The sequence below is a fragment of the Bacillus sp. NPDC094106 genome (assembly GCF_044764345.1).
Classification (GTDB): Bacteria; Bacillota; Bacilli; order Bacillales; family Bacillaceae_G; genus Bacillus_A.
The window spans coordinates 74,490-98,541 of sequence record NZ_JBIWHY010000012.1 but is presented as its reverse complement, the minus strand read 5'-3'; the positions used below and the strand labels follow the sequence as shown (position 1 = coordinate 98,541).

Genomic DNA, 24,052 nt, shown 5'->3' with positions numbered 1-24,052 from the left:
TCATGAATGGACATTCATTTTATTTTTGTAAGAACAGGAAGGAGGAATAAGGATGGAAAAACCTTGGCTAAAAAATTACCCAAAGGAAATTCCACATACAATTTCTTATGAGATGCAGCCGCTCCATGTATATTTACAGAAGATGTCTTCTCGGTACCCAAAAAAGAAAGCGCTTCATTTTTTAGGGAAAGATATTACATTTGCAGAGCTAGATCGTAAGGTGAGACAATTTGCAAATTACCTGAAAAGGCTTGGTGTGAAAAAAGGTGACCGAGTGGCGATTATGTTACCTAATTGCCCGCAAGCTGTGATTGGATATTATGGTACGTTACTTGTAGGTGGTATAGTTGTACAAACAAATCCCCTTTATACAGAGAGGGAGTTAGAATATCAGCTCCATGATTCTGGGGCGAAAGTTATTCTTTGTGTTGACCTAGTTTTCCCGAAAGTCACTAATATTCAGTCTGCTACAAAGGTGGAGCATGTTATTGTAACCCGCATTGCTGACTTTTTGCCATTTCCAAAAAATTTTCTCTATCCATTTGTACAAAAGAAGCAAAGTAATCTTGTTGTAACAGTAACGGAAAGTGATACGATTCATGTTTGGAAATCGGTAGAAAAAGAAAGTGATGAAATGGTAGAAGTGCCGTGTGACCCTGAAAATGATTTAGCACTCTTACAATATACGGGAGGTACAACAGGTTTTCCAAAAGGAGTTATGCTCACGCATAAAAATCTTGTATCGAATACGTTGATGGGCGTACATTGGTTATATAACTGTATAGAGGGAGAAGAAGTCATTCTTGGTGTCCTTCCGTTTTTCCATGTGTATGGAATGACAGCTGTAATGAATTTAGCCATTATGCAAGGGTATAAAATGGTGCTTGTTCCGAAGTTTGATATGAAAATGGTGTTTGAAGCAATTAAAAAACATAAAGTTACACTATTTCCAGGGGCTCCGACAATTTATATTGCCCTTTTAAATAGCCCGCTTCTTAAGGAATATGATATTTCTTCCATTCGCGCTTGTATTAGTGGTTCTGCACCGCTTCCAGTAGAGGTGCAAGAGCAATTTGAAAAGATTACAGGTGGTAAGTTAGTAGAAGGATATGGATTGACAGAGTCATCTCCAGTCACACATGGTAATTTTTTATGGGAAAAGCGTGTGCCAGGAAGTATTGGTGTTCCGTGGCCAGACACAGATGCATGCATTATGTCGCTTGAAACGGGAGAAGCTTTACCTTCAGGTGAAATTGGTGAAATCGTTGTAAAAGGTCCTCAAATAATGAAGGGATATTGGAATAAAACAGAGGAAACCGCGGCAGTATTACAAGACGGTTGGCTACACACTGGCGATGTTGGTTATATGGATGAAGATGGATTTTTCTATGTAAAAGATCGTAAGAAAGATATGATTGTTGCTAGTGGTTTTAATGTATATCCGCGTGAAGTTGAAGAAGTACTTTATGAGCACGAAAAGGTGCAGGAAGTGGTTGTTATTGGTATTCCGGATATGTACCGCGGTGAGACTGTAAAAGCTTTCGTTGTTTTAAAAGAAGGTGAAGTTTGTTCTGAAGAAGAGTTGGATCAGTTTGCTCGTAAATATTTAGCAGCTTATAAAGTTCCGAAAATATATGAGTTCCGGAGTGATTTACCAAAGACAACCGTTGGGAAGATTTTACGCCGTGTCCTTATAGAGGAAGAGCAGAAAAAGAAAGAGGATGAGCAAACGGGCTAAGGCCCTTTCTTTTTGAAAATATAGGATTGACAATTATTGAAATAGTCAGTATTATTAAAATATGAATGACCACTCATTCAGTCAGTCATCTGCTTGAAGGGGACAGTAAAGTGAAAAAAAATAGACCAAAATATAATCAAATTATTGATGCTGCGGTTATTGTAATCGCAGAGAATGGATATCATCAGGCGCAAGTTTCTAAAATTGCGAAGCAAGCTGGGGTAGCTGATGGAACCATTTATTTATATTTTAAAAATAAAGAAGATATATTAATTTCCTTATTCCAAGAGAAGATGGGAGAATTTATTGAAACAATTCGTCAAAAAACAGCAGGAATTGAGAGCGCTGTAGAGAAGTTATTTATGTTGGTAGAAACGCACTTCTTGCTGTTGTCACAAAATGATCCTCTTGCTATCGTTACACAACTAGAGCTCAGGCAATCCAACCAAGAACTACGCCTTAAAATAAATGAAGTATTAAAAGGATACTTACAAGTCATCGATGAGATTTTAGAAACGGGTATAAGGCAAGGCGAATTTCAAGCGGATTTAAATGTCCGTGTGGCAAGACAAATGATCTTTGGAACAGTAGATGAAGTTGTGACCAATTGGGTAATGAGCGATCATAAATATGATTTGATCGCACTTTCAAAAACGGTACATGGGCTGCTTATTTCAGCTTGTGGTCATCGTTAATAATGGGGAGGGATCATGTTGAAGTTCCTATCTGTAACAGTAGAAGATCATATCGCAGTGGTGAAATTAAATCATCCGCCAGCTAACGCTATGTCTTCACAAGTTATGCACGACGTTACTGAATTAATTGATCAAGTCGAAAAGGATGATAATGTCCGCGTTATCGTTCTTCATGGCGAAGGGCGCTTCTTCTCAGCAGGAGCAGATATTAAAGAATTTACTTCTGTTGAGGAAGCGAAGCAAGCAACCGAGTTAGCACAGCTTGGACAAGTTACTTTTGAGCGTGTAGAAAAATGCTCAAAACCAGTCATTGCGGCAATTCATGGAGCGGCACTTGGCGGTGGCCTTGAATTCGCTATGTCTTGCCACATGCGATTTGTAACTGAAAGTGCAAAGCTTGGTTTGCCAGAGTTAACACTTGGATTGATTCCTGGTTTTGCAGGAACGCAGCGTTTACCTCGCTATGTTGGTAAAGCAAAGGCTTGCGAGATGATGCTAACAAGTACACCGATTACAGGTACACAGGCATTAGAGTGGGGACTTGTTAATGGTGTATTTTCCGAAGAGTCGCTTTTAGAGGATACGCTTCAAATCGCAAAACAAATCGCCGTGAAAAGTCCGGCGACAATTCGTGCTGTGTTAGAGTTACTGCAAACAACAAAATCATCTCATTACTATGAAGGTGTACAGCGTGAGGCACAAATCTTTGGTGAAGTGTTTACAGGTGAAGATGGAAGAGAAGGTGTAGCAGCTTTTTTAGAAAAGCGTAAACCTTCATTTAGTGGTAGGTAGTCCAATTATTTTTTTAATATAAATTAACAGAATATTAAAATTGACGGAATCTTTCTGAAAAACAAGGGGGTAAATGGAATGAACATCTACGTACTCATGAAACGAACATTTGATACAGAAGAAAAAATTGTAATTAAAAACGGTGCAATTTATGATGGCGAAGCGGAATTCATCATCAACCCTTACGATGAATATGCGATTGAAGAAGCAATTCAAGTAAGAGATGCACAAGGCGGTGAAATTACAGTTGTAACAGTTGGCGGTGAAGAAAGCGAAAAAGAACTTCGCACTGCGCTAGCGATGGGCTGTGATAAAGCGGTATTAATTAATATTGAAGATGATGTTGAAAATGGGGACCAATTTACAACAGCAAAAGTGCTTGCTGAGTATTTAAAAGATAAAGAAGTCGATTTAATCTTAGGTGGAAACGTAGCGATTGATGGTGCATCTGGACAAGTTGGACCACGTGTAGCTGAAGCGTTAAATATTCCATACGTAACAACAATTACAAAGCTTGAGATTGACGGTACAAACGTGAAGATTGAGCGCGATGTTGAAGGCGATACAGAAGTGATTGAAACGTCACTACCGCTTTTAGTAACAGCGCAGCAAGGCTTAAATGAACCACGTTATCCATCGCTTCCAGGAATTATGAAAGCGAAGAAAAAACCGCTTGAAGAATTAGAATTAGATGATCTAGATTTAGAGGAAGATGATGTGGAGGCAAAAACAAAAACAATTGAAATTTATTTACCTCCTAAGAAAGATGCAGGAAAAGTGTTACAAGGCGAGCTGCAAGATCAAGTAAAAGAACTTGTATCGTTGCTCCATACAGAAGCGAAAGTAATCTAATAAAATACGAAATTATATATGCAGGAGGGAAAATCTATGGCTCGTAAAGTATTAGTAACGGGTGAAGTTCGTGACGGATCACTACGTAACGTTTCATTTGAAGCGGTAGCAGCAGCAAAAACAATTGCAGAAGGCGGTGAAGTGGTTGGCCTTCTAGTTGGAGAAAGCGTTGCTTCTTTTGCAAATGAATTGATTCATTACGGTGCAGATCGCGTTGTGACAGTTGAAAGTGATAAATTAAAATCATATACATCTGATGGTTATGCACAAGCATTTTTAGCTGTGTATGGTGAAGAAAAGCCAGAAGGTATCGTATTTGGACATACGGCACTTGGTAAAGATTTATCACCAAAGCTGGCTGCAAAACTTGAAGCAGGTCTTATTTCTGACGTGACTGCATTAGAAGTTGCGGGTGATAATGTTGTCTTCACTCGTCCAATTTACTCTGGTAAAGCATTCGAGAAGAAAATTGTAACAGATGGCATTCTGTTTGCGACAGTGCGTCCAAATAACATCGCGCCGCTTGAAAAAGATGAGTCCCGTACTGGTGATGTATCTTCTATTACAGTTGATGTAAAAGATTTACGTACAATCATTCAAGATGTTGTGCGTAAAACAGCAACAGGTGTTGATCTTTCAGAAGCGAAAGTCATTATCGCTGGCGGACGTGGAGTGAAAAGTGAAGACGGATTTAAACCGTTACAAGAACTAGCAGATGTGCTAGGCGGTGCTATTGGAGCATCCCGTGGTGCTTGTGACGCAGAATACTGCGATTACTCATTACAAATTGGGCAAACAGGTAAAGTTGTTACGCCAGATTTATATATTGCATGTGGTATTTCTGGTGCGATTCAGCATTTAGCAGGTATGTCTAACTCTAAAGTAATCGTTGCAATTAACAAAGACCCAGAAGCAAGTATCTTCAAAGTAGCTGATTATGGTATTGTCGGTGATTTATTTGAAGTTGTGCCTCTTTTAACAGAGGAGTTTAAAAAGTTAAAAGTACATTCATGATTTGAGTACCCTTGAGTTCCAAGTGAAGTACCCCTATATATAGAAAAGGTGAGAGATCCCCTGTCTCTCACCTTTTAGCATGTGATCTGTATTTTTGTATAGTATAAAGGAAGATTTTTTTGTTACAATACATAACGATACATAATATTCGCCACGTATATAAGATAATGATATACTCTTGGTAGAATATACTTGAAGGAGGAAATAAAATGGCAATTGTAAACGCAACTGACCAAAACTTCGCAGCTGAAACAAGCGAAGGTATTGTATTATTAGATTTCTGGGCACCATGGTGTGGACCTTGTAAAATGATCGCTCCTGTATTAGAGGAAATCGATGCAGAATTAGGCGAGAAAGTAAAAGTAGTAAAAGTAGACGTTGATGAAAACCAAGAAACTGCTCGTCAATTTGAAGTAATGAGCATTCCATCTCTTTTCGTATTAAAAGATGGTAAAGTGGTTGATCAAGCGTTAGGTTACAAACCAAAAGAAGCTTTAGTAGAATTAGTTTCTAAACACTTCTAAAATAAAAAAGCTGCCACGGGGCAGCTTTTTGTCTTTGTTAGACGATAATGATGCCTGTAAAAGCCGTATTGGTAAGGGTTAATAATGAGTAGAAGGTGAATGGGTTTGTTTAGATGGAGAGAGTACGCTTAGTTAATCAAACCATCTTTGACGCATTTCTTTTAAAAAGTTTTCAGTAATTTTAAATCCAGACCCCTCTCCTATAACAGAGTCGATACCACAATAGGGACAAACTGCTGTATCATTATCATCCCACCATTCAGTAATTGTATTTGGATTAAAAATTTTCAAGCAATAAAAACAACCGCATATAATGTCCTTTTCTAAATAAATTTTATTACGAGAACAGAAACGATGTGCGTTCTCAAAATATTTCTCCATTGGTAACCTCCTTTTTCTGCTTTTCTTTCATGTACAAATAGTTTGCATAACATACATGATCAAAGGTTAAAAAGATAAATCAAAAATTCTATTTTGTTAGTTTAACATGAAAATCGATAGCGAAAATCTACTTGAAAGTTGAAAATACGTATAATGTTTTCCTTTTTTTCTGCTTTCCGTTACAATAAAAGAACGTATGTTGGGTATTTCGAACAGTGTATGTTTTTGTTTGAAAGCAACAATGATAAACATGTAGAAACGGGGGGTTATGAGTGCACGAGCATTTAAAAGAGAAATTAGCGATTTTACCAGATCAACCAGGTTGTTATTTAATGAAAGATAAGCAAGGGACAGTGATATATGTCGGGAAGGCGAAGGTGTTAAAAAATCGTGTGCGCTCGTATTTTACCGGTTCGCATGATGGAAAAACACTCCGTCTTGTTGGGGAAATTGTTGATTTTGAATATATTGTGACCTCATCGAATCTAGAGGCGCTTATTTTAGAATTAAATTTAATAAAAAAATATGATCCAAAATATAATATTCAATTAAAAGATGATAAGACATATCCATTTATTAAAATTACAGCTGAGACACAGCCTCGCTTGCTTATTACGAGAAATGTAAAGAAGGATAAAGGAAAGTATTTTGGTCCGTATCCAAATGCGCAGTCAGCTTATGAAACAAAAAAGCTGCTAGATCGCATGTATCCGCTTCGCAAGTGTACAAATATGCCAGACAAGGTTTGTTTATATTATCATATGGGTCAATGCTTAGCACCTTGTGTAAAAGAAGTAACAGAGGATCAAAATAAAGAAATTGTTGATGAAATCATCAAGTTTTTAAATGGCGGGCAGAAAGAGGTTCGCTCAGAATTAGAAACGAAAATGTATGAGGCATCAGAGAAATTAGAGTTTGAACGGGCAAAAGAACTGCGAGATCAAATTGCTCATATCGATGCGATTATGGAAAAACAGAAGATGATTATGAGCGACTTAGTTGATCGTGATGTATTTGGTTATGCAGTTGATAAAGGATGGATGTGTGTACAAGTTTTCTTTGTTCGAAAAGGAAAGTTAATTGAACGGGATGTTTCTATGTTTCCGATTTACGATGAGCCTGAAGAAGGATTTTTAACCTTTATCGGGCAATTTTATGAAAAAAGTAGTCACTTTAAGCCGAAAGAAATTGTCGTACCAGGAAGTATCGATTCTGAATTAGTAGAGCGTTTTCTAGAAGTAGAGGCAACACAGCCAAAACGTGGCAAGAAAAAAGAACTTGTTGAGTTAGCGAATAAGAACGCGAAAATTGCTTTACAAGAGAAGTTTTATTTAATTGAACGTGATGAAGAGCGGACGATTAAGGCTGTTGAAAATTTAGGCGAGCAGCTTAATATTGAAACACCATATCGTATTGAGGCATTTGATAACTCAAATATTCAAGGGACGAATCCAGTTTCAGCGATGATTGTATTTATTGATGGAAAACCAGCGAAAAAGGAATATCGGAAATATAAAATAAAAACGGTTCAAGGGCCAGATGATTATGAATCGATGCGAGAAGTGGTAAGGCGCCGTTATACACGCGCGTTAAAAGAAAGTTTACCATTGCCGGATCTAATTGTGATTGATGGCGGGAAAGGGCACCTTGCAGCCGCAAGTGACGTCCTTGAAAATGAGCTCGGGTTATGTATTCCAATGGCCGGACTTGTTAAAGATGATAAACACCGGACATCACATTTAATCATTGGAGATCCGCCTGAACCTGTGATGCTGGAAAGGAATAGCCAAGAATTTTACTTATTGCAGCGTATTCAAGATGAAGTGCACCGATTTGCAATTACATTTCATCGTCAGCTTCACGGAAAATCAGTGATTCAATCCGCATTAGATGATATTCCTGGAGTTGGAGAAAAGCGAAAAAAAGTATTGTTAAAACATTTTGGCTCGTTAAAAAAAATGAAAGAAGCTTCTGTGACGGAATTTGTCGAAGCCGGAATGCCGCAAAATGTGGCAGAGACCATTTATTCCTATCTAACGAATAAGAAGACATTGTAGTTTACAATGTCTTCTGTTTTTTAGTATAATTTCAGAAGATTAAAAATCATTATAAGTGAATGAATATACATAAATGTAACAGTCAACTAAACCTATATGTATAGTTGACTGTTACTGTAGATTCTACGCTTCAACGAGATCTTTTACGTCCCATTTGACAAGAAATGTAATAGAATCCGAGCGTTTCTTTTGTTCTTCGTATGACTCTGCAATAACGTTTCGTTGTTTTTGAATTTGTTCTGCAATAAAGCCGGCTTCTAATTGATAAGACGAATGTCTCTTTTGTCTTTGACGCTCTTTAATAAGCGGGCTTGTTAGCTGGAAGTGCATTTCGCGGCGTTTATGCTCGATAATGTTTAAAGTGCCCCAGCCTGCTTTTTCAAAAAAGTGAATGACTTCTTCAATTGATTCTAATTGGTATTTTCGTGCTAAGTTTCTGCCAGCCCAGTATAAGATGTCATCTAAGTCTTTACCAATTAAGTCAGGTAATAATTCTTCACGCAGCAATTCATAAGCGAAGGCGTTCAATGAAACATCTTGTAAAGATTCTATATCAACTGTATTTTTGCTCACAATATTCCCCTCTTTCTATAGGGATTATTATATAACATTTCTCATTTATAAAAACAGAACTTTCTTTAGGGAAATCTGAATATATAGGAAGAAAAAAAGAAATAGCAAATTATATGCAATTTATGTATACGTTTTCTTGACGCTTCGACAAAAATAGGAGTAAAATGAACTTGGTATCAGATTATGCTGAAATATTTTGAATAATTTTTTCAGTTTTTCTTATAGCAATAGTGAAAAATATTATTGCTATAAACTAATACTGAAAGCAGCAGTTAAACACTCAAGGGGGGTAATGGGGACATGAAAGGCCGCGAGTATACATTTCGCAAGTGGCACTCATTAATGGGGGTCATTCCGGTTGGTGTCTTTTTGACGCAACATTTAGTAGTAAACAATTTTGCAACAAGAGGAGCAGAGGCTTTTAACAAAGCTGCACATTTTATGGAGCTCCTTCCATTCCGGTATGCGCTAGAAATTTTCATCATCTTTTTACCAATACTGTACCATGCTATATATGGACTATATATTGCATTTACAGCTAAGAATAATGCGGCATCTTACAGTTATTTCCGTAACTGGATGTTCGTATTCCAACGAATTTCAGGTGTCATCACGCTTATTTTCTTATCTTGGCACATTTGGGAAACACGCATTCAAGCTGCAATGGGACAGCAGGTAAATTATGATATGATGGCAGGTATTTTAAGTAATCCAGCTATGTTTGGCTTCTATTTAGTTGGGGTTGTATCAACAATTTTCCACTTTGCTAATGGATTATGGACATTCTGCATTAGCTGGGGAATTACAGTATCGCCACGCTCACAACGTATCTCTACTTATGTAACATTGGCTATTTTCTTAGGTTTATCTTATGTAGGTGTGAGTGCATTATTAGCGTTCATCGATCCACAGCTAGCAAATCAGTAAGGAGTGGGAGAGCATGAAAGGGAAACTTATAGTAGTCGGCGGTGGCTTAGCCGGCTTGATGGCAACGATTAAGGCAGCAGAAGCAGGAGTAAATGTAGAACTATTTTCTTTAGTACCAGTGAAACGTTCACATTCTGTTTGTGCGCAGGGTGGTATTAACGGGGCCGTAAATACGAAAGGTGAAGGGGATTCTCCATGGATCCACTTTGACGATACAATTTATGGTGGCGATTTCTTAGCGAATCAACCACCAGTTAAAGCAATGTGTGAAGCAGCGCCTGGTATTATTCATTTAATGGACCGTATGGGTGTGATGTTTAACCGTACAGAAGAAGGACTTCTTGACTTCCGTCGCTTCGGAGGAACACAACATCACCGTACAGCATTTGCTGGTGCGACAACTGGTCAACAATTATTGTACGCATTAGATGAGCAAGTACGTCGTCATGAAGTAGCAGGACTTGTAACGAAATATGAAGGTTGGGATTTCTTACGTGCTGTTATCGATGATGAAGGCGTATGCCGCGGAATCGTTGCGCAAGACTTGCAAACTATGGAGATTAAGAGTTTCCAAGCGGATGCCGTAATTATGGCAACAGGGGGCCCTGGTATCATCTTTGGAAAATCGACAAACTCTATTATCAATACAGGTACAGCAGCATCTGCTGTATATCAACAAGGTGCATATTATGCAAATGGTGAGTTCATTCAAATTCATCCGACTGCAATTCCTGGGGACGATAAGTTACGCCTGATGAGTGAATCTGCACGTGGTGAAGGTGGACGCGTTTGGACGTATAAAGACGGTAAACCATGGTACTTCTTAGAAGAGAAATATCCTGCATACGGAAACCTTGTACCTCGTGATATCGCAACACGTGAAATTTTTGATGTTTGCGTAGAGCAAAAACTAGGTATTAACGGGGAAAACATGGTATATCTAGACCTTTCTCATAAAGATCCGAAAGAACTAGATATTAAACTTGGTGGAATTATTGAAATCTATGAAAAGTTCACAGGTGATGATCCTCGTAAACTACCAATGAAAATCTTCCCAGCTGTTCATTACTCAATGGGTGGATTATGGGTTGATTATAAGCAAATGACAAGTATTCCAGGATTGTTTGCAGCTGGTGAGTGTGATTATTCAATGCATGGCGGTAACAGACTAGGTGCTAACTCATTACTTTCAGCGATTTATGGCGGAATGGTAGCGGGACCAAATGCAATTGAATACATGAAAGGACTTTCAAAATCATCTGATGCTGTTTCATCTGCTGTATATGAGCAAAATGAATTAATCGAAACAGAGAAATTTAACAATATTTTAACGTTAGATGGTAATGAAAATGCGTATGTTCTTCATAAAGAGCTTGGAGAATGGATGACAGATAACGTAACAGTAGTTCGTGAAAATAAAAAATTACTAGAAACAGATGATAAAATTCAAGAGTTAATGGAGCGTTATAGACGTATTAACATTAACGATACAGCAAAATGGAGTAACCAAGGTGCTTCATTTACACGTCAGCTTGCAAACATGCTTCAATTGGCGCGTGTTATTACAATTGGTGCATATAACCGTAATGAAAGCCGCGGTGCGCATTATAAACCAGAATTCCCAAATCGTGATGATGCGAACTTCTTAAAAACTACTATGGCGAAATTTGAGGGAGAAGGAAATGCACCAGCATTCCATTATGAAGATGTTGATACTTCATTAATTAAACCACGTAAACGTGACTATTCTTCAAAACATGATGTAGCTGCTAAGGGTGAAGAGAAGGGGGATAAACAACATGTCTGAGAAAACAATCCGCCTTATCATTACGAGACAAGATGGACCAGATGCACAGCCATATGATCAAGAGTTCGAAATTCCATATCGTCCAAATATGAATATCATTTCGGCTCTTATGGAAATTCGTCGTAATCCTGTTGATGCAAAAGGAACTCATACGACTCCTGTTGCTTGGGATATGAACTGCTTAGAAGAAGTATGTGGTGCTTGTTCTATGGTAATTAACGGTAAACCACGTCAATCGTGTACAGCGCTTATTGATAAGTTAGAACAACCAGTTCGCTTAAAGCCGATGAAGACATTCCCGGTTGTACGTGATTTACAAGTTGACCGTAGTCGCATGTTCAATGCATTAAAACGTGTGAAGGCTTGGATTCCAATTGATGGTACGTATGATTTAGGACCAGGACCAAGAATGCCAGAGAAAAAGCGTCAATGGGCGTATGAACTTTCAAAATGTATGACATGTGGTGTTTGCTTAGAATCATGTCCAAACGTAAATAGTAAATCTGATTTCATTGGACCAGCACCGCTTTCACAAGCACGCTTATTTAACTCACATCCAACTGGTGAAATGCATAAAGCAGATCGCTTACGTGCAATTATGGGTGATGGTGGACTTGCAAACTGTGGTAACTCACAAAACTGCGTACAATCATGTCCAAAAGGTATTCCGTTAACAACATCAATTGCGGCATTAAACCGTGATACAACGATTCAATCGTTCAAAGACTTCTTTGGTAGCGACAATAACTATTAATAAATATTGCCTCTTCGATTCGAAGAGGCAATATTTATATATAAATCCATTTTAATTTTTCGACATTTAAATCCCTGCTATGCAGAATAAAAAGTAACCTACACTCGTTTGCTCTTTCTGTTTTTACTCCGCATGTGGCAGAAAAAGACCCTGATCGCTTCTGTGCATGACCAGATGCTCTCTCCCACTTAAAAAGAGGGGTTTTATGTCGGTTTTTTAATTGATGTATATATAGGTCAATATTCTTAAGAAGTTTGTTTTTGTAATTTTTGTTTTATTCTGAAATATATATTTGAGAGTGAAATGATTTATCCCACTATTTACGGGCAGTAATACCCCACCTCAAGATTCAGAGAAAAGCGAGGAAGATAGGCGGGGGATAAACAGCCCGTAAAAGCCCGATTGGTGAGGGCTTTCCATCAGTGGAGGATGAAGAAAACCTCCGCTGATGGAAGTTTCACTTTATAAGATCGAAACAAAGGAGAGTTAGTTATGAAGAGGATTTCATATATTGAAGACTTTGAGAAATGGGAAAGTGATTTTTCATTTTATATTCCTGTTAAGGTTCGTTTTGGTGAAACCGATATGTTTGGGCATATGAATAACGGTGTTGCTTTTACATATTTTGAAGAAGCACGTATTGAATTTTTTAAGGAGCTCGGTTTTATGCAAGAATGGACTCATGAAGCGTCAGAAACGATGATTGTAGTTGCTGATCTTCAATGTAACTTTTTGAAACAAACCTTCTTTGATGAACACTTAAAGATATATGTTAAAGCTGGATCAATTGGAAACTCTTCTTTAGATTTACACTATATGGCGAAGAATGAAGCTGGTGAAGTTTGCTTAGTCGGACGCGGGGCAATGGTGCAAGCATCGAAGAAAACGGGAAAAGGAGCACCTTGGCTCGAAGAATGGAAACAAAAGCTGTTACAATAATAGAATGCAAAAATAAGAGAGCGAAATGGCTCTCTTATTTTTTTTCACCCATTGCTTCTTCTAATGTTAGGTGATGTTTATGTAAGTATGTAGCATATGGATTGCCAACGTAGCGAAGATGCCATGGTTCATATGCGTATTCTGTCGTATCTGTTTTGTCCTCTAAATAACGAATAACGAAGCCAAATTCATGTGCGTGTGCTGCTACCCATTTTCCTTCTTCAGTTTCTCCAAAGATAGGTTCTAATTGATATTTTGCAGATTTAGAACTAATATCCATTGCAAGCCCTGTTTGATGTTCGCTCGTTCCAGGAACTGCACTAACTGAATCAGCCTCAGCTTGTCCTTGACGTTTAATGTATGTATTATGTAAGGATTGTTGTCGTTTATATGAACGATAACCTGATACAGCTGTAAGCTCTAGACCTTGCTCTTTTGCAGCTTGGAACATTTTTTCAAGAGCAGTGGCAGCATCTTTACGAAGTAATGTTTTTTCTTTATCTTTTGGAGATGTAAATGGAACGTTTGGCTTAGTTAAATTTTCTGGTATATAGCCATCTGGCAATTTACGATGTTTATTTACTAATACAAGCGGTGAATCTGGATTTGTAACAAGAGAAAAGTTTTCATCTATTTTTTTGGCTGTATGTGCTGCTTTTGGAAAGGCAGGAATCTCTTCTTTTGGTTGTTCAACATGTTTTTGTGTTTCGACAGCTTTCGCTTCATTGTGTAGTAGAGACTTCGAACCGAAATAAGCCAAGGATGTGATACCGATTACAATCGTAGCGGCAGAAATAATAACTATCTTTTTCATAAAGCTGTGTAATTTCAGTCCTTTCTTATAATTTATTTATGGTTTCATTATAAATCTAGTGGTTTGAAAAAGAAATATAAGAGTCGTAACGTAATAGAATTGCAAAGAAAGTGTAAGAAAATGTCAATTGGTGTAGAAAAATGTCAATTGGTGTAGAAAAATGTGTCAATGTGTATTTTTTTTTCGGAATAATACATTTCTAAGCTTTCATGAAAGTAATTTTTTATGTAATATATATATATAAGAAGATGTAACGATTAATAAGAATGAATGACCTCTTGTATAGACTAGGAGTGAGTGGGAATGGATTTTGCAACAATTATTGGAATTATTTTAGGTGTAGTTGCGGTAATAGTAGGGATGTTTCTTAAGGGCGCTGATATAGCCGCACTACTAAATCCTGCCGCAGCAATGATTATTTTCGTTGGAACAACCGCGGCAGTATGTATTGCGTTTCCAATGAATCACTTAAAAAAGGTGCCAAAATTATTTAAAATTCTTTTTGGTTCAAATAAAAAGAATTTAAGTTATGAACAATTATTGGAGTTATTTGTTCATTGGACATCGGAAAGTAGAAAATATGGTATTTTGTCTCTAGAACAACAATTAGACAAAATCGAAGATGAGTTTCTTCTGCGCGGTATGAAATTTGTTATTGATGGTGTATCTGCAGAAGATTTAGAGCAAATTTTAGAGGCTGAATTAGAAGCGATGGAAGAACGTCATGCAAAAGGTGCAGCTATTTTTTCACAAGCTGGGATGTATGCACCGACGTTAGGGGTTTTAGGTGCTGTAATCGGTCTTGTTGCTGCACTTGGGAATTTAACTGATATTGACAAGTTAGGACATGCTATTTCAGGAGCATTTATTGCAACGATTTTTGGTATTTTTTCAGGTTACGTGTTATGGCATCCATTTGCGAATAAACTAAAGCAAAAGTCTGCAGAAGAACTAGAAAAGAAACGTCTAATTATTGATTGTTTATTAATGCTGCAAGAAGGTACATATCCGTTTATCATGAAAAATCGTATTTTAGGTGCACTTTCTGCGACTGAGCGTAAAAAGCTAGAACAGGGAGCGGAAAAAAATGCGGAGTAGAAAGAGTAGAAGAGGCAAAAAGAAAAAACATGAAGAGCATATTGATGAAACATGGTTAATTCCATATTCTGATATGCTGACATTGCTATTTGCACTTTTTATCGTTTTATTTGCGATGAGTAGTATTGATGCTGCCAAGTTTAAACAAATGGCAGTCGCTTTCAAGAGTGAATTGTCCGGTGGTACAGGAAAAAAAGAGTTTTTAAGTGATCAAAAACCAAAGAGTGAAAAAGATTTATCGGCAAGTAGTCTTGAATCTGAAAAAATGAAAAAACAAGCTGAAGCTGAAGTGAAACAGCAAGAAATGAATGAATTAAAAGCGGTACAAAAAAGTATTGATCAATATATCTCTGAAAAACAATTGTCATCTTCTTTTAAAACGGAATTAACAGAGCGTGGCTTGATGATTACGATATTAGAGAATATATTGTTTGATTCAGGAAAAGCTGATGTGAAAGTAGAATCGTTAAACATTGCCAAAGAAATGTCGAATTTATTAGTTTCAGCAGCTCCGCGTGAGATTACAGTATCTGGTCATACAGATAATGTTCCAATTGCAAATGCTCAGTTTGCGTCAAACTGGGAATTAAGTACGCAGCGTGCTGTAAACTTTATGCAAGCCTTGCTTCAAAACGATCAATTGGATCCAAGGAAATTTAGTGCGATTGGATACGGAGAATATCGTCCGATTGCGCCGAACGATACATCAGAAGGAAAAGCGAAGAATAGACGTGTAGAAGTATTTATTTTACCTCTAACAAAAAATATGGAATAAAATAAAGGATGGCGAAAGCCATCCTTTATTATTTCACATCAAATGATTTTAAATTGTCTCGGCGAATTTTATCTTTTTCTGCATCAGATTTTTTGAAGTCATAATCATATAAAGCACCTTCCCAGTCACCGTACATTGGGTTAGGGAAAATAATGAATTTCTCACCGAATTGTGCTTTTGTTTCTTCAACTGTTTGATTGCGGTCTTTTACTGATTTTCCATCAAAGCCAGTGAAGTCAGATAAGTTGTCACCGAAGAATAGGACAATATCATGCGACTGTGAAACAAGTTCACGACGTTTTTCTTTCCCTTTTTCTTTCGGATCTTGCAACAAGATATGTTCTTTCGTTGCTTGTGGAGCACCAACGCGTTCAAGGTTTTTAATTGTTGCATCTAATTGATTTGTTTTACGGTTTGAAATGTAATAAATGTCTACACCTTTAGAATCTGTATATTTTAAGAAATCAATTGATCCAGGAAGAGCTTCTGCTTCTGCTTTATTAATCCAGTCGTCCCATTTATAAGGATAGCCTTTTCCTGTTTTTACAGTCATTGCTTGATGAGGGCTGTTATCTAAAACAGTTTCATCTAAATCAAGTACAATAGCAGGTTTTTTGTTTGTTCCTTTAGCAAGAGCCGCATCAAGTTTTAATTGACCAATGTTATATCCTTGATAGTACAACGCTTTTGCTTCACCAGCTTTTTGATACCATAAATCGGCCATCAATTGCTGATCTGTTAACTTTACTTTTTCTTCTTTTGCCACTGTTTTCTCAGCTGTTCCTGAACATGCTACAAGTGATATAGAAAGAACTGCTACAGATAATAAAGTGGTAATGCCTCTTTTCATCTTCATATGTACCCTCCTTGATGTGACTAAATCATTTAATATTATATATTAAAATGTAATGTTTTTTGTAGTTTTTTTTATGAACTTTTGCATATTGTCTTTTGTATATATAGTAGTATGCCCTATATTAGTATGATGAGTAAAAATTCATTGCTACCTTTGACAAATTTAGTTGTCAAAGTGACAATTATAATTGACAAAGAACAACTTATTATTTACAATTTTAACTAAATAAAACAAATGGTGGATGGAAGCGGGAGTGGTATATAAGTGGAGAGTAAGTATGGGATGAAATAAAGTCGTATGTGTTACGATATTTTGCTTTACATAATCATAGGCTTTAGAAGAGAGCAAGGATGATAGAGAAGGGGAGGATTTATACTTTGAGTTTACAAATTCAAAACTTAACGAAAATATTTGGTGAATCAAAAGCAGTCAATCAATTGCAAATTTCATTACCAAAAGGTGAAGTACTAGGACTACTTGGCCGAAATGGTGCAGGAAAAACGACAACGATTAAAATGCTCCTCGGTTTATTAACTCCTAATGAAGGATCGATTACATGGGACGGAAAAGCAATTTCTGAGAGCGGTGTAACAATTGGATATCTTCCAGAAGAAAGAGGATTATATACAAAAAGTAGAGTGGTAGATCAACTTCGCTATTTTGGCAGATTAGAAGGAATGACGAAGAAGGAAGTGGATCGTGCAATTGATCGTTGGTTGGAGAAATTAGCAATCCCAGAATATAAATTTAAAACGGCAGGAGAGCTTTCAAAGGGAAATCAGCAAAAAATCCAATTAATTGCGGCGCTTATTCATGATCCAGAGCTTCTTATTTTAGATGAGCCGTTTAGCGGGCTAGATCCAGTTAATGCTGGTATGTTAGCGAGTATTATTGAAGAACAAGTACAAAGCGGGAAAACAATTATTTTATCGAGTCATCGAATGGAACAAGTGGAGGCGTTTTGCCAATATGTATGTATTTTGAAAAAAGGAGAAGCAGTTGTAGAAGGACAGCTAAGTGATATTAAACAAGAATACGGTTTTCGTAATTTAACAATTGAAGATGCGTTAGAAAATGAACAGGCATTGCAAGCTCTAAATATTCCGTACGAAAAACAACAAGGACTGCTTTATGTGAAAGTTCAAGATGACGCAGAAGCCCTAACGATTTTACAAAAGTTACAAGAAAAAGATGTCAGTTTACGGCAATTTAAAATGCTAGAGCCAACGTTAAACGAAATATTCGTAGAAAGGGCGAAATAACAATGCGTAAATTTCCTCATGTATTTTCATTTTATTTTAGGGAATCGTTTTTATCAAAAAAATCATTAATTACAAGTGCGATTTTATTTTTAATAGTGTTTGGGATTATGGCGTTTACCCACTTTACTGATGATAAAGATAAAGGGAAAGATAAAATCGCGGTGGTAACAGAAAGTACCACATATAAAGTACAGGAAAGTGATTTAAATAAATTACTCCCATCAGCGAAAGTAACTGTGGCGCAAAAAGAAGAATTTAATGCGTTACGTAAGCAAGTGGAAGAAGGAGAGTTAGACGGTCTATTCCGTATTACAGAAAAGAATGGCATTCCAGAAGTTACGTATATGTATAGTGGCTTTCCAAGTCAGTCAACATCTACGCTCATAGCAAGTTATTTGAAGGAGCAATATACAGCGGTAATGATTGAAAAAAATAATGTGTCTCCAGAAGTAGCAAAACAATTGCAAATGGAAATTCCGATGAAAGAAGAAGCGATAAAAGATCGTGCGTCTTCCTTTGGGATTGCGTACATCTTTACGCTTGCGTTGTATATTTTTATTGCGACTTTTGGAAATATGATTGCCATGAATATTGCATCTGAAAAATCATCGCGTGTAATGGAAGTAATGCTTCCGAAAGTAAAACCACTTACGATGATGTATGCGAAGATTTTAGCAGTTGTCTCAACTGCCTTATTACAATTATTAATTTCGGCTTGTGGTTTCTTTATCCCCTATTTACTTGGGTGGGTCAGCTTAGATAATGCATCATTAGCTGGTCTTCCGATTGACCTTGCTAAATTAGATGCGAAAGTTATAAGTTTGTTTTTAATATACTTTATTACAGGGTATTTGTTATATGCAGTGATGTATGCGGCAGCTGGAGCTGTTGTGTCTAAAATAGAAGATTTACAGGGCGTTTCAATACCGATTATGGTGTTAATCATGGGTGCACTTTTCATTAGCATTAAATCACTAAGTGATCCGAATAGTACAATTGTTGTAATTAGTTCATATATTCCATTCTTTACACCAATGGTCACATTCTCCCGTGTTATAGCAGGAGAAGCAGGTGCATTAGAAATTAGTATTACTTTAGCAATTTTACTGGTAACAATCGCTATTTTAAATTTCGTTACAAGCCGCATTTACGTAAACGGTGTCATGAACTACTCTGATAAAGTGAAATTTAAAGATTTAGCGAAGTTTATAAAACGTCAATAAGAAGAAAAAGCATGATTTTCTAAGGGAATCATGCTTTTTCTTTATGTGTAAATAAGAAATAGTATATAATAATATGTATCGTCTTTTGATAGAATGAACGTAAAGGAAGGTGTGCAGATGGGAATTAGTAGCCGTTTTACAGTAGGTGTTCATATGTTAACGTTACTTGCAATAGATCGAAACTCTCGCTGTACCTCTGAATGGATTGCCGGTAGTGTGAATACAAATCCAGTTGTGATTCGTCGCATTACAGGAATGTTGAAGAGAGCGGGTCTTGTTGATGTCCAAGCTGGAAAAGGCGGTACGTCACTTGCTCGTGATTTAGATGAGATTACATTACTTGATGTATATAAAGCAGTGGAAGTAGTGGAAGAAGGGCATCTATTTTCTTTCCATGAGAATCCCAACATTGAATGTCCAGTAGGAGCTAATATTCAATCCGTATTAGAGATTATATTAATGCAAGCACAAGAAGCGATGGAAAATGTACTTGCGAATGTAACAGTTCAGCAGCTTGTTACAAATTTACAATCGAAAATCAAAAAGTAAAAAAGCGAGTCTCACATAAGAGGGCTCGTTTTTTTACATATTGCTATGCTGTTTTCTTTTGTGTAGCAACTGAAGCAGAACGATGTAAAATACTATTTGCGACCATTCCAGCCATTATGATAATCATACCGATAAGTGAGAGTCCGGCAGGAAATAGATAAGAAAATAAGTTGATAAATGAAAGATACAAAAAAGGCACCAAGTAGGTACCGGTGCCTTTTAGTAAGAACGTGGCATAAGCAATAAACAAACAAGGTAAGCTAAAAAGCCTGTTCCGAAACATAGAATTGCAATCACCCAAAGAATTCGAATCATACTAGCGCTTATGTCGAAATATTCTCCTAAACCACCGCATACACCAAATAATACTTTATCGGCCTCAGATCTACGTAACTTTTTTTCCATTATAAAATCCTCTCCTTTTTGGATACCACCAGTTATTTTTATATGTATCGGTGATATCTTCTACTTTTATTTTATAAGGAAAAGCACAAGGGAACTATCGAATAATATTACAGTTTTCTGAAAGAAGATTACATGTTTGTAATGGTTTTTTAGGTATATATGAATTTATCCCGCATTAACGGGTAGTAAGACCCTCACCTCAAAATTCAGCAAAAGCAAAGAAGTTAGGTGGGGGATGAAGAAAACCCCCACTGATTAAAGTTTCACTTTATTTCCGAAAGCGATACGGTACAGTTGTAACGATGATATTTTTTTTATATAAAAGGTAAACGCGAAGCAATACACTTGATTGATTGTGTAAAATATTATGCCAGCTTTTCTTTGTGATGAATTGCGGAATTAAAACAGTAACAAAGCGGTTTTTTTCTTGTGCTTTATGCTGAATAATTGTAATCAATTTTGCGATAGGTCGCATTAAACTTCGGTAAGATGAGATAAAGGTAACAAGGCGAATATCCGGTTTCCATTCTTTCCATTTTTTCTGCATACGTAGTTCGCTTTCTTTATCAAAGGCTACATATACAGCGATAACTTGATCACTAATCGTTTCCGCATAATTGATGGATTGTTCAACTACTTTTGTAATGCCGGCGATGGGAACGATTACGATATTACCGTTTGATTTTTCGGTAATTTCATCAAAATTAACCCGTAATTGTTCTCCTACTGCATCATAGTGATGGTGGATGCGGTGAAAAATGAAGACAATGATAGGTAGAAAGATAAAAATGGACCATACTTGTGCAAATTTTGTAATAAAGAAAATGAGAAGAACAGTTAATGAAATAAGAGCACCTAATAAGTTTGTTAGTAATTTAGGCATCCATCCTTGTGGTTTTTCTCGTAACCATTTTATAATCATACCTGTTTGTGACAATGTAAAAGGAATGAATACCCCTACGGCATACAGTGGAATAAGTTGTTCGGTTTTTCCGTGAAAAGCTATGATTAAAAGGATAGAACCGATTCCTAACGTAATAATTCCATTTGAATATCCTAAGCGATCCCCTCGCATTAAATACATACGCGGCATATATTTATCTGATGCTAAATTAAATGCTAAAAGTGGAAACGCTGAAAATCCTGTGTTGGCAGCTAATACTAAAATAAGCGCCGTAGTTCCTTGGATAAAGTAGTATATGAAATTTCTTCCAAATATACTTGAAGCAATTTGAGACACGACAGTTTCGTTATGTTTTGGAGCAATTCCATACCAATATGCTAAAAATGTGATACCCGTAAATAAAATAGCAAGAATTGTTCCCATCATCACTAATGTTTTTGCTGCATTTTTTGCTGCTGGTTCTTTGAAGTTTGGAATTGCATTTGAAATAGCCTCCACTCCTGTTAAGGCAGAGCAGCCAGATGAAAATGCTTTTAATAAGAAAAATAGTGTAATGCCTGGTACGACAGTCCCAATTGGTGTATGTAAATTGGCGGGAGCTTGTCCGGTAGTAATTTTTACAATCCCAACAATAATTAAAATAACAAGTGCAAATGCAAAAAGATAGACAGGATAGGCTAAAATGGAAGCCGATTCCGTCACGCCTCTTAAATTCAAAATCGTAATAAACATGACAAGTATAACTGCAATCGGAACGGTGTAAGGATGCAATGTTGGAAAGGCTGATGTAATGGCGTCAGTTCCAGCTGAAACACTTACTGCTACAGTCAGAATATAATCTACAAGTAGTGATCCCCCAGCAATCAGTCCAGCGTTCGTACCTAAGTTTTTTTTGGAAACAATGTAAGCACCGCCGCCGTGCGGATAAGAATAGATGATTTGTCTGTAAGATAAAATAAGTGCTGTTAATAAGATTAAAACACCGACTGCAATCGGAATGGAATACCAAAAAGCAATCGCTCCAAATGCAGCGAGAACAATTAAAATTTGTTCAGTCCCGTAAGCAACAGAAGAAAGAGCATCAGAAGACAAAATTGCAAGTGCTTTAAGTTTATTTAATTTTTGTTCTCCTAGTGCTGTTGATTTAAGTGGTCTACCAATTAAAAATCGTTTGAAGACTGAAAACATAATAACACCACCAATATATAATTTTGCGTACAAAGCGAATTGGTTCTATCTAGTAGTATGAACGACTTTATGGGAAATGTTTCTGAAAATGAAGAGGTAATAAATGGAGTGTTTCATATATATGTGGGAACGGTTTGTTTGTAGGAGCAATCCTTAATCTATTGCTAGAGCAGGTATAGGGTGTAAAGTTACTGTTTAGATAAGAAATTATAAAACTATTTGACTAAAAAGATGATCCTGTATCGAAATAGGGTTCTTTTATACATCAATAAAAAAACGATATAAAACCCCTCTTTTTAGGTGGGAGAGAGTATCTATTCATGCATAGAAACGGTCAGGGCCTTTTTCTGCCACATGCGAAGTGAAAACAGAAAGAGCAAACGAGTGTAGGTTACTTTGTATTCTGCATAGCAAGGATTTAGATATCGAAAAATTAAAATGAATTTATATAGTTCATTCTATATGCGATGATCATCTTATACATACATTTTGAGTTGAAATGTATAAAGTATATGTAAATCTGAAATAACACACGAAATGTAGCCTGTTTTCATTCACCACCAGCACATTTCATTCATACAATATCTTGACTAAATAAACACCTAACTTACACATATACAGCTCTGGCTTAAGCAAGGAGGGTTATACCAGTTGAAGGAAAAAGCATATCAATCTAAACCGTTACTCACAAAGAGAGAGAGAGAAGTATTTGAATTACTGGTTCAAGATAAAACGACGAAAGAAATTGCAAGTGAACTTTTTATTAGTGAAAAGACCGTACGCAACCATATATCAAATGCAATGCAAAAGCTAGGGGTTAAAGGACGCTCGCAAGCGGTTGTTGAACTTCTTCGTATGGGAGAACTCGAATTATAATAGAGGAAGCCGACTTTTAATAAAGGGTCGGCTATTTTTCTGTCTTGCAAATTATGAAGAAAAGGAGCAAAATAAAAAAGGTCCTGGTCTATACAGGTACATATTTAAAAATGATTAACAGGATACTTTAGATTTATTACATTTTAAAGTATGTAAGATATACTGATAGTAAAAAAGATGATGAATGAGAAAACGGGTGATTATGTTGAATAGAGCGATTGGTGTCATTGATTCAGGAGTAGGGGGATTAACAGTAGCGAAGGAGTTAATTCGTCAGCTGCCAAAAGAGCGTATTATATATTTAGGAGATACAGCACGTTGTCCTTATGGCCCGCGTTCTCGGGAGGAAGTGCGTCAATTCACATGGGAAATGACGGAGCATTTATTAGCGTTAAATATTAAAATGCTAGTCATTGCTTGTAATACTGCAACTGCGGTTGTATTAGAAGAGATGCAAAAACAGTTACCAATTCCAGTGGTAGGAGTCATTCACCCTGGTTCGCGTACAGCGTTAAAAGTAACAAATACGTACCATGTTGGAGTTATCGGTACAATCGGGACAGTGAAAAGTGGTGCGTATGAAGAAGCGTTAAAATCTATTAATAACCGCGTTATGGTAGAGAGTTTAGCGTGTCCACCATTTGTGGAACTTGTAGAGAGTGGAAACTTTGAGAGTGAAATGGCATATGAGGTTGTTAGAGGAACATTGCAACCATTAAAAAATACTGAAATCGATACACTGATTTTAGGGTGTACACATTACCCAATTTTAGGACCTGTTATTAAACGGGTAATGGGTGATAAAGTGCAGTTAATTAGTTCGGGGGATGAAACAGCTCGTGAAGTAAGTACGATTTTATATCACAGTAAGATGTTAAATGAGAGAGAAGAACAAAGTGATCATCTTTTCCTAACGACAGGGAAAATAGATTTATTCAAAGAAATTGCTTCTAAATGGTTCGGACAGCCAATAGAAAATGTAAAGCACATTCATTTAGAAACAAGATAATAGTAGATTCGTATAAGAAACTCCTGAGAATTCAGGAGTT

The 24,052-nt window shown here is 36.7% G+C and carries 24 protein-coding genes and 1 pseudogene; 18 read left to right on the top strand and 7 right to left on the bottom strand.

The window, feature by feature from the left end:
• Window positions 1-52 precede the first annotated feature (52 nt).
• The 6 genes from ACIQ7L_RS18005 to trxA all read left to right on the top strand — a co-directional run bounded on the left by ACIQ7L_RS18005 (window position 53) and on the right by trxA (window position 5,615).
• Window positions 53-1,738: a long-chain-fatty-acid--CoA ligase gene (locus ACIQ7L_RS18005; protein WP_400570823.1), complete on the top strand. Its 1,686-nt coding sequence runs from the start codon at window positions 53-55 to the stop codon at window positions 1,736-1,738.
• Between the two features lie 110 nt (window positions 1,739-1,848).
• A complete protein-coding gene (locus ACIQ7L_RS18000) occupies window positions 1,849-2,433 on the top strand; it encodes a TetR/AcrR family transcriptional regulator (RefSeq protein WP_483861809.1) in 585 nt (194 codons plus the stop codon).
• Window positions 2,434-2,448: 15 nt separating this feature from the next.
• Window positions 2,449-3,225, top strand: a complete 777-nt coding sequence (locus tag ACIQ7L_RS17995; protein ID WP_400570821.1) for an enoyl-CoA hydratase — start codon at window positions 2,449-2,451, stop codon at window positions 3,223-3,225.
• 78 nt (window positions 3,226-3,303) lie between these two features.
• Window positions 3,304-4,077: an electron transfer flavoprotein subunit beta gene (gene etfB, locus ACIQ7L_RS17990; RefSeq protein WP_097898335.1), complete on the top strand. Its 774-nt coding sequence runs from the start codon at window positions 3,304-3,306 to the stop codon at window positions 4,075-4,077.
• A gap of 36 nt (window positions 4,078-4,113) precedes the next feature.
• Complete coding sequence (etfA, locus tag ACIQ7L_RS17985) at window positions 4,114-5,091, top strand: electron transfer flavoprotein subunit alpha (protein ID WP_400570820.1); 978 nt, start codon at window positions 4,114-4,116, stop codon at window positions 5,089-5,091.
• Window positions 5,092-5,300: 209 nt separating this feature from the next.
• Entirely contained in the window at window positions 5,301-5,615 is a 315-nt protein-coding gene (trxA, locus tag ACIQ7L_RS17980) for a thioredoxin (RefSeq protein WP_097898333.1), read from the top strand.
• Window positions 5,616-5,747: 132 nt separating this feature from the next.
• Here trxA and ACIQ7L_RS17975 read toward each other — a convergent pair whose 3' ends face one another.
• Window positions 5,748-5,996, bottom strand: coding sequence for a cytoplasmic protein (locus tag ACIQ7L_RS17975; RefSeq protein WP_400570819.1), 249 nt, complete (start codon window positions 5,994-5,996; stop codon window positions 5,748-5,750).
• Window positions 5,997-6,268: 272 nt separating this feature from the next.
• Between ACIQ7L_RS17975 and uvrC the strand changes: the two genes are divergently transcribed.
• Window positions 6,269-8,053 (top strand): excinuclease ABC subunit C, encoded by a 1,785-nt coding sequence (uvrC, locus tag ACIQ7L_RS17970; protein WP_400570818.1) that lies wholly within the window; start codon window positions 6,269-6,271, stop codon window positions 8,051-8,053.
• 123 nt (window positions 8,054-8,176) lie between these two features.
• Here uvrC and ACIQ7L_RS17965 read toward each other — a convergent pair whose 3' ends face one another.
• Complete coding sequence (locus ACIQ7L_RS17965) at window positions 8,177-8,626, bottom strand: YslB family protein (protein ID WP_400570817.1); 450 nt, start codon at window positions 8,624-8,626, stop codon at window positions 8,177-8,179.
• Window positions 8,627-8,926: 300 nt separating this feature from the next.
• Between ACIQ7L_RS17965 and ACIQ7L_RS17960 the strand changes: the two genes are divergently transcribed.
• From ACIQ7L_RS17960 to ACIQ7L_RS17945, 4 genes are all read left to right on the top strand, one after another.
• Window positions 8,927-9,553, top strand: a complete 627-nt coding sequence (locus ACIQ7L_RS17960; RefSeq protein ID WP_097898329.1) for a succinate dehydrogenase cytochrome b558 subunit — start codon at window positions 8,927-8,929, stop codon at window positions 9,551-9,553.
• 13 nt (window positions 9,554-9,566) lie between these two features.
• Window positions 9,567-11,360 carry a succinate dehydrogenase flavoprotein subunit gene (sdhA, locus tag ACIQ7L_RS17955; RefSeq protein WP_400570816.1) on the top strand — a complete coding sequence of 598 codons (1,794 nt, stop codon included), beginning with the start codon at window positions 9,567-9,569 and terminating at the stop codon, window positions 11,358-11,360.
• Complete coding sequence (sdhB, locus tag ACIQ7L_RS17950) at window positions 11,353-12,114, top strand: succinate dehydrogenase iron-sulfur subunit (protein ID WP_097898327.1); 762 nt, start codon at window positions 11,353-11,355, stop codon at window positions 12,112-12,114. The genes sdhA and sdhB overlap by 8 nt, the downstream gene beginning before the upstream one ends.
• 492 nt (window positions 12,115-12,606) lie before the next feature.
• Window positions 12,607-13,053 (top strand): acyl-CoA thioesterase, encoded by a 447-nt coding sequence (locus ACIQ7L_RS17945; protein ID WP_400570815.1) that lies wholly within the window; start codon window positions 12,607-12,609, stop codon window positions 13,051-13,053.
• Between the two features lie 34 nt (window positions 13,054-13,087).
• Here ACIQ7L_RS17945 and ACIQ7L_RS17940 read toward each other — a convergent pair whose 3' ends face one another.
• A complete protein-coding gene (locus ACIQ7L_RS17940) occupies window positions 13,088-13,867 on the bottom strand; it encodes a M15 family metallopeptidase (protein WP_400570814.1) in 780 nt (259 codons plus the stop codon).
• 303 nt (window positions 13,868-14,170) lie between these two features.
• On the opposite strand from ACIQ7L_RS17940, the gene motA reads away from it, so the two are divergent.
• Both motA and motB read left to right on the top strand, forming a co-directional pair.
• A complete protein-coding gene (motA, locus tag ACIQ7L_RS17935; protein WP_097898145.1) occupies window positions 14,171-14,965 on the top strand; it encodes a flagellar motor stator protein MotA in 795 nt (264 codons plus the stop codon).
• A complete protein-coding gene (motB, locus tag ACIQ7L_RS17930; RefSeq protein ID WP_400570813.1) occupies window positions 14,955-15,740 on the top strand; it encodes a flagellar motor protein MotB in 786 nt (261 codons plus the stop codon). The genes motA and motB overlap by 11 nt, the downstream gene beginning before the upstream one ends.
• A 28-nt stretch (window positions 15,741-15,768) precedes the next feature.
• Here the strand turns inward: motB and ACIQ7L_RS17925 are convergent, their stop codons facing one another.
• Complete coding sequence (locus tag ACIQ7L_RS17925) at window positions 15,769-16,596, bottom strand: 5'-nucleotidase, lipoprotein e(P4) family (RefSeq protein ID WP_400570812.1); 828 nt, start codon at window positions 16,594-16,596, stop codon at window positions 15,769-15,771.
• Between the two features lie 377 nt (window positions 16,597-16,973).
• Between ACIQ7L_RS17925 and ACIQ7L_RS17920 the strand changes: the two genes are divergently transcribed.
• From ACIQ7L_RS17920 to ACIQ7L_RS17910, 3 genes are all read left to right on the top strand, one after another.
• The gene (locus ACIQ7L_RS17920; protein ID WP_400570811.1) at window positions 16,974-17,858 is read left to right on the top strand and encodes an ABC transporter ATP-binding protein; all 885 of its coding nucleotides are present in this window, start codon (window positions 16,974-16,976) and stop codon (window positions 17,856-17,858) included.
• 2 nt (window positions 17,859-17,860) lie between these two features.
• Window positions 17,861-19,081, top strand: a complete 1,221-nt coding sequence (locus ACIQ7L_RS17915; RefSeq protein ID WP_400570810.1) for an ABC transporter permease — start codon at window positions 17,861-17,863, stop codon at window positions 19,079-19,081.
• 117 nt (window positions 19,082-19,198) lie between these two features.
• On the top strand, window positions 19,199-19,630 hold the full coding sequence (locus ACIQ7L_RS17910) for an Rrf2 family transcriptional regulator (RefSeq protein ID WP_141523117.1): 432 nt from the start codon (window positions 19,199-19,201) through the stop codon (window positions 19,628-19,630).
• A 43-nt stretch (window positions 19,631-19,673) separates the two neighbouring features.
• Here the strand turns inward: ACIQ7L_RS17910 and ACIQ7L_RS17905 are convergent.
• The 3 genes and pseudogenes from ACIQ7L_RS17905 to ACIQ7L_RS17895 all read right to left on the bottom strand — a co-directional run.
• Window positions 19,674-19,784 (bottom strand): annotated as a pseudogene (locus ACIQ7L_RS17905) (multidrug resistance efflux transporter family protein); the annotation flags it as partial.
• 65 nt (window positions 19,785-19,849) lie between these two features.
• A complete protein-coding gene (locus ACIQ7L_RS17900) occupies window positions 19,850-20,035 on the bottom strand; it encodes a PspC domain-containing protein (RefSeq protein WP_097898139.1) in 186 nt (61 codons plus the stop codon).
• Between the two features lie 268 nt (window positions 20,036-20,303).
• A complete protein-coding gene (locus ACIQ7L_RS17895) occupies window positions 20,304-22,127 on the bottom strand; it encodes an APC family permease (RefSeq protein ID WP_400570809.1) in 1,824 nt (607 codons plus the stop codon).
• Window positions 22,128-22,778: 651 nt separating this feature from the next.
• On the opposite strand from ACIQ7L_RS17895, the gene gerE reads away from it, so the two are divergent.
• Window positions 22,779-23,003: a spore germination transcription factor GerE gene (gene gerE, locus ACIQ7L_RS17890; RefSeq protein ID WP_000659494.1), complete on the top strand. Its 225-nt coding sequence runs from the start codon at window positions 22,779-22,781 to the stop codon at window positions 23,001-23,003.
• 199 nt (window positions 23,004-23,202) lie between these two features.
• Entirely contained in the window at window positions 23,203-24,012 is an 810-nt protein-coding gene (gene racE / locus ACIQ7L_RS17885; protein WP_097898150.1) for a glutamate racemase, read from the top strand.
• The last annotated feature ends 40 nt before the right edge of the window (window positions 24,013-24,052 follow it).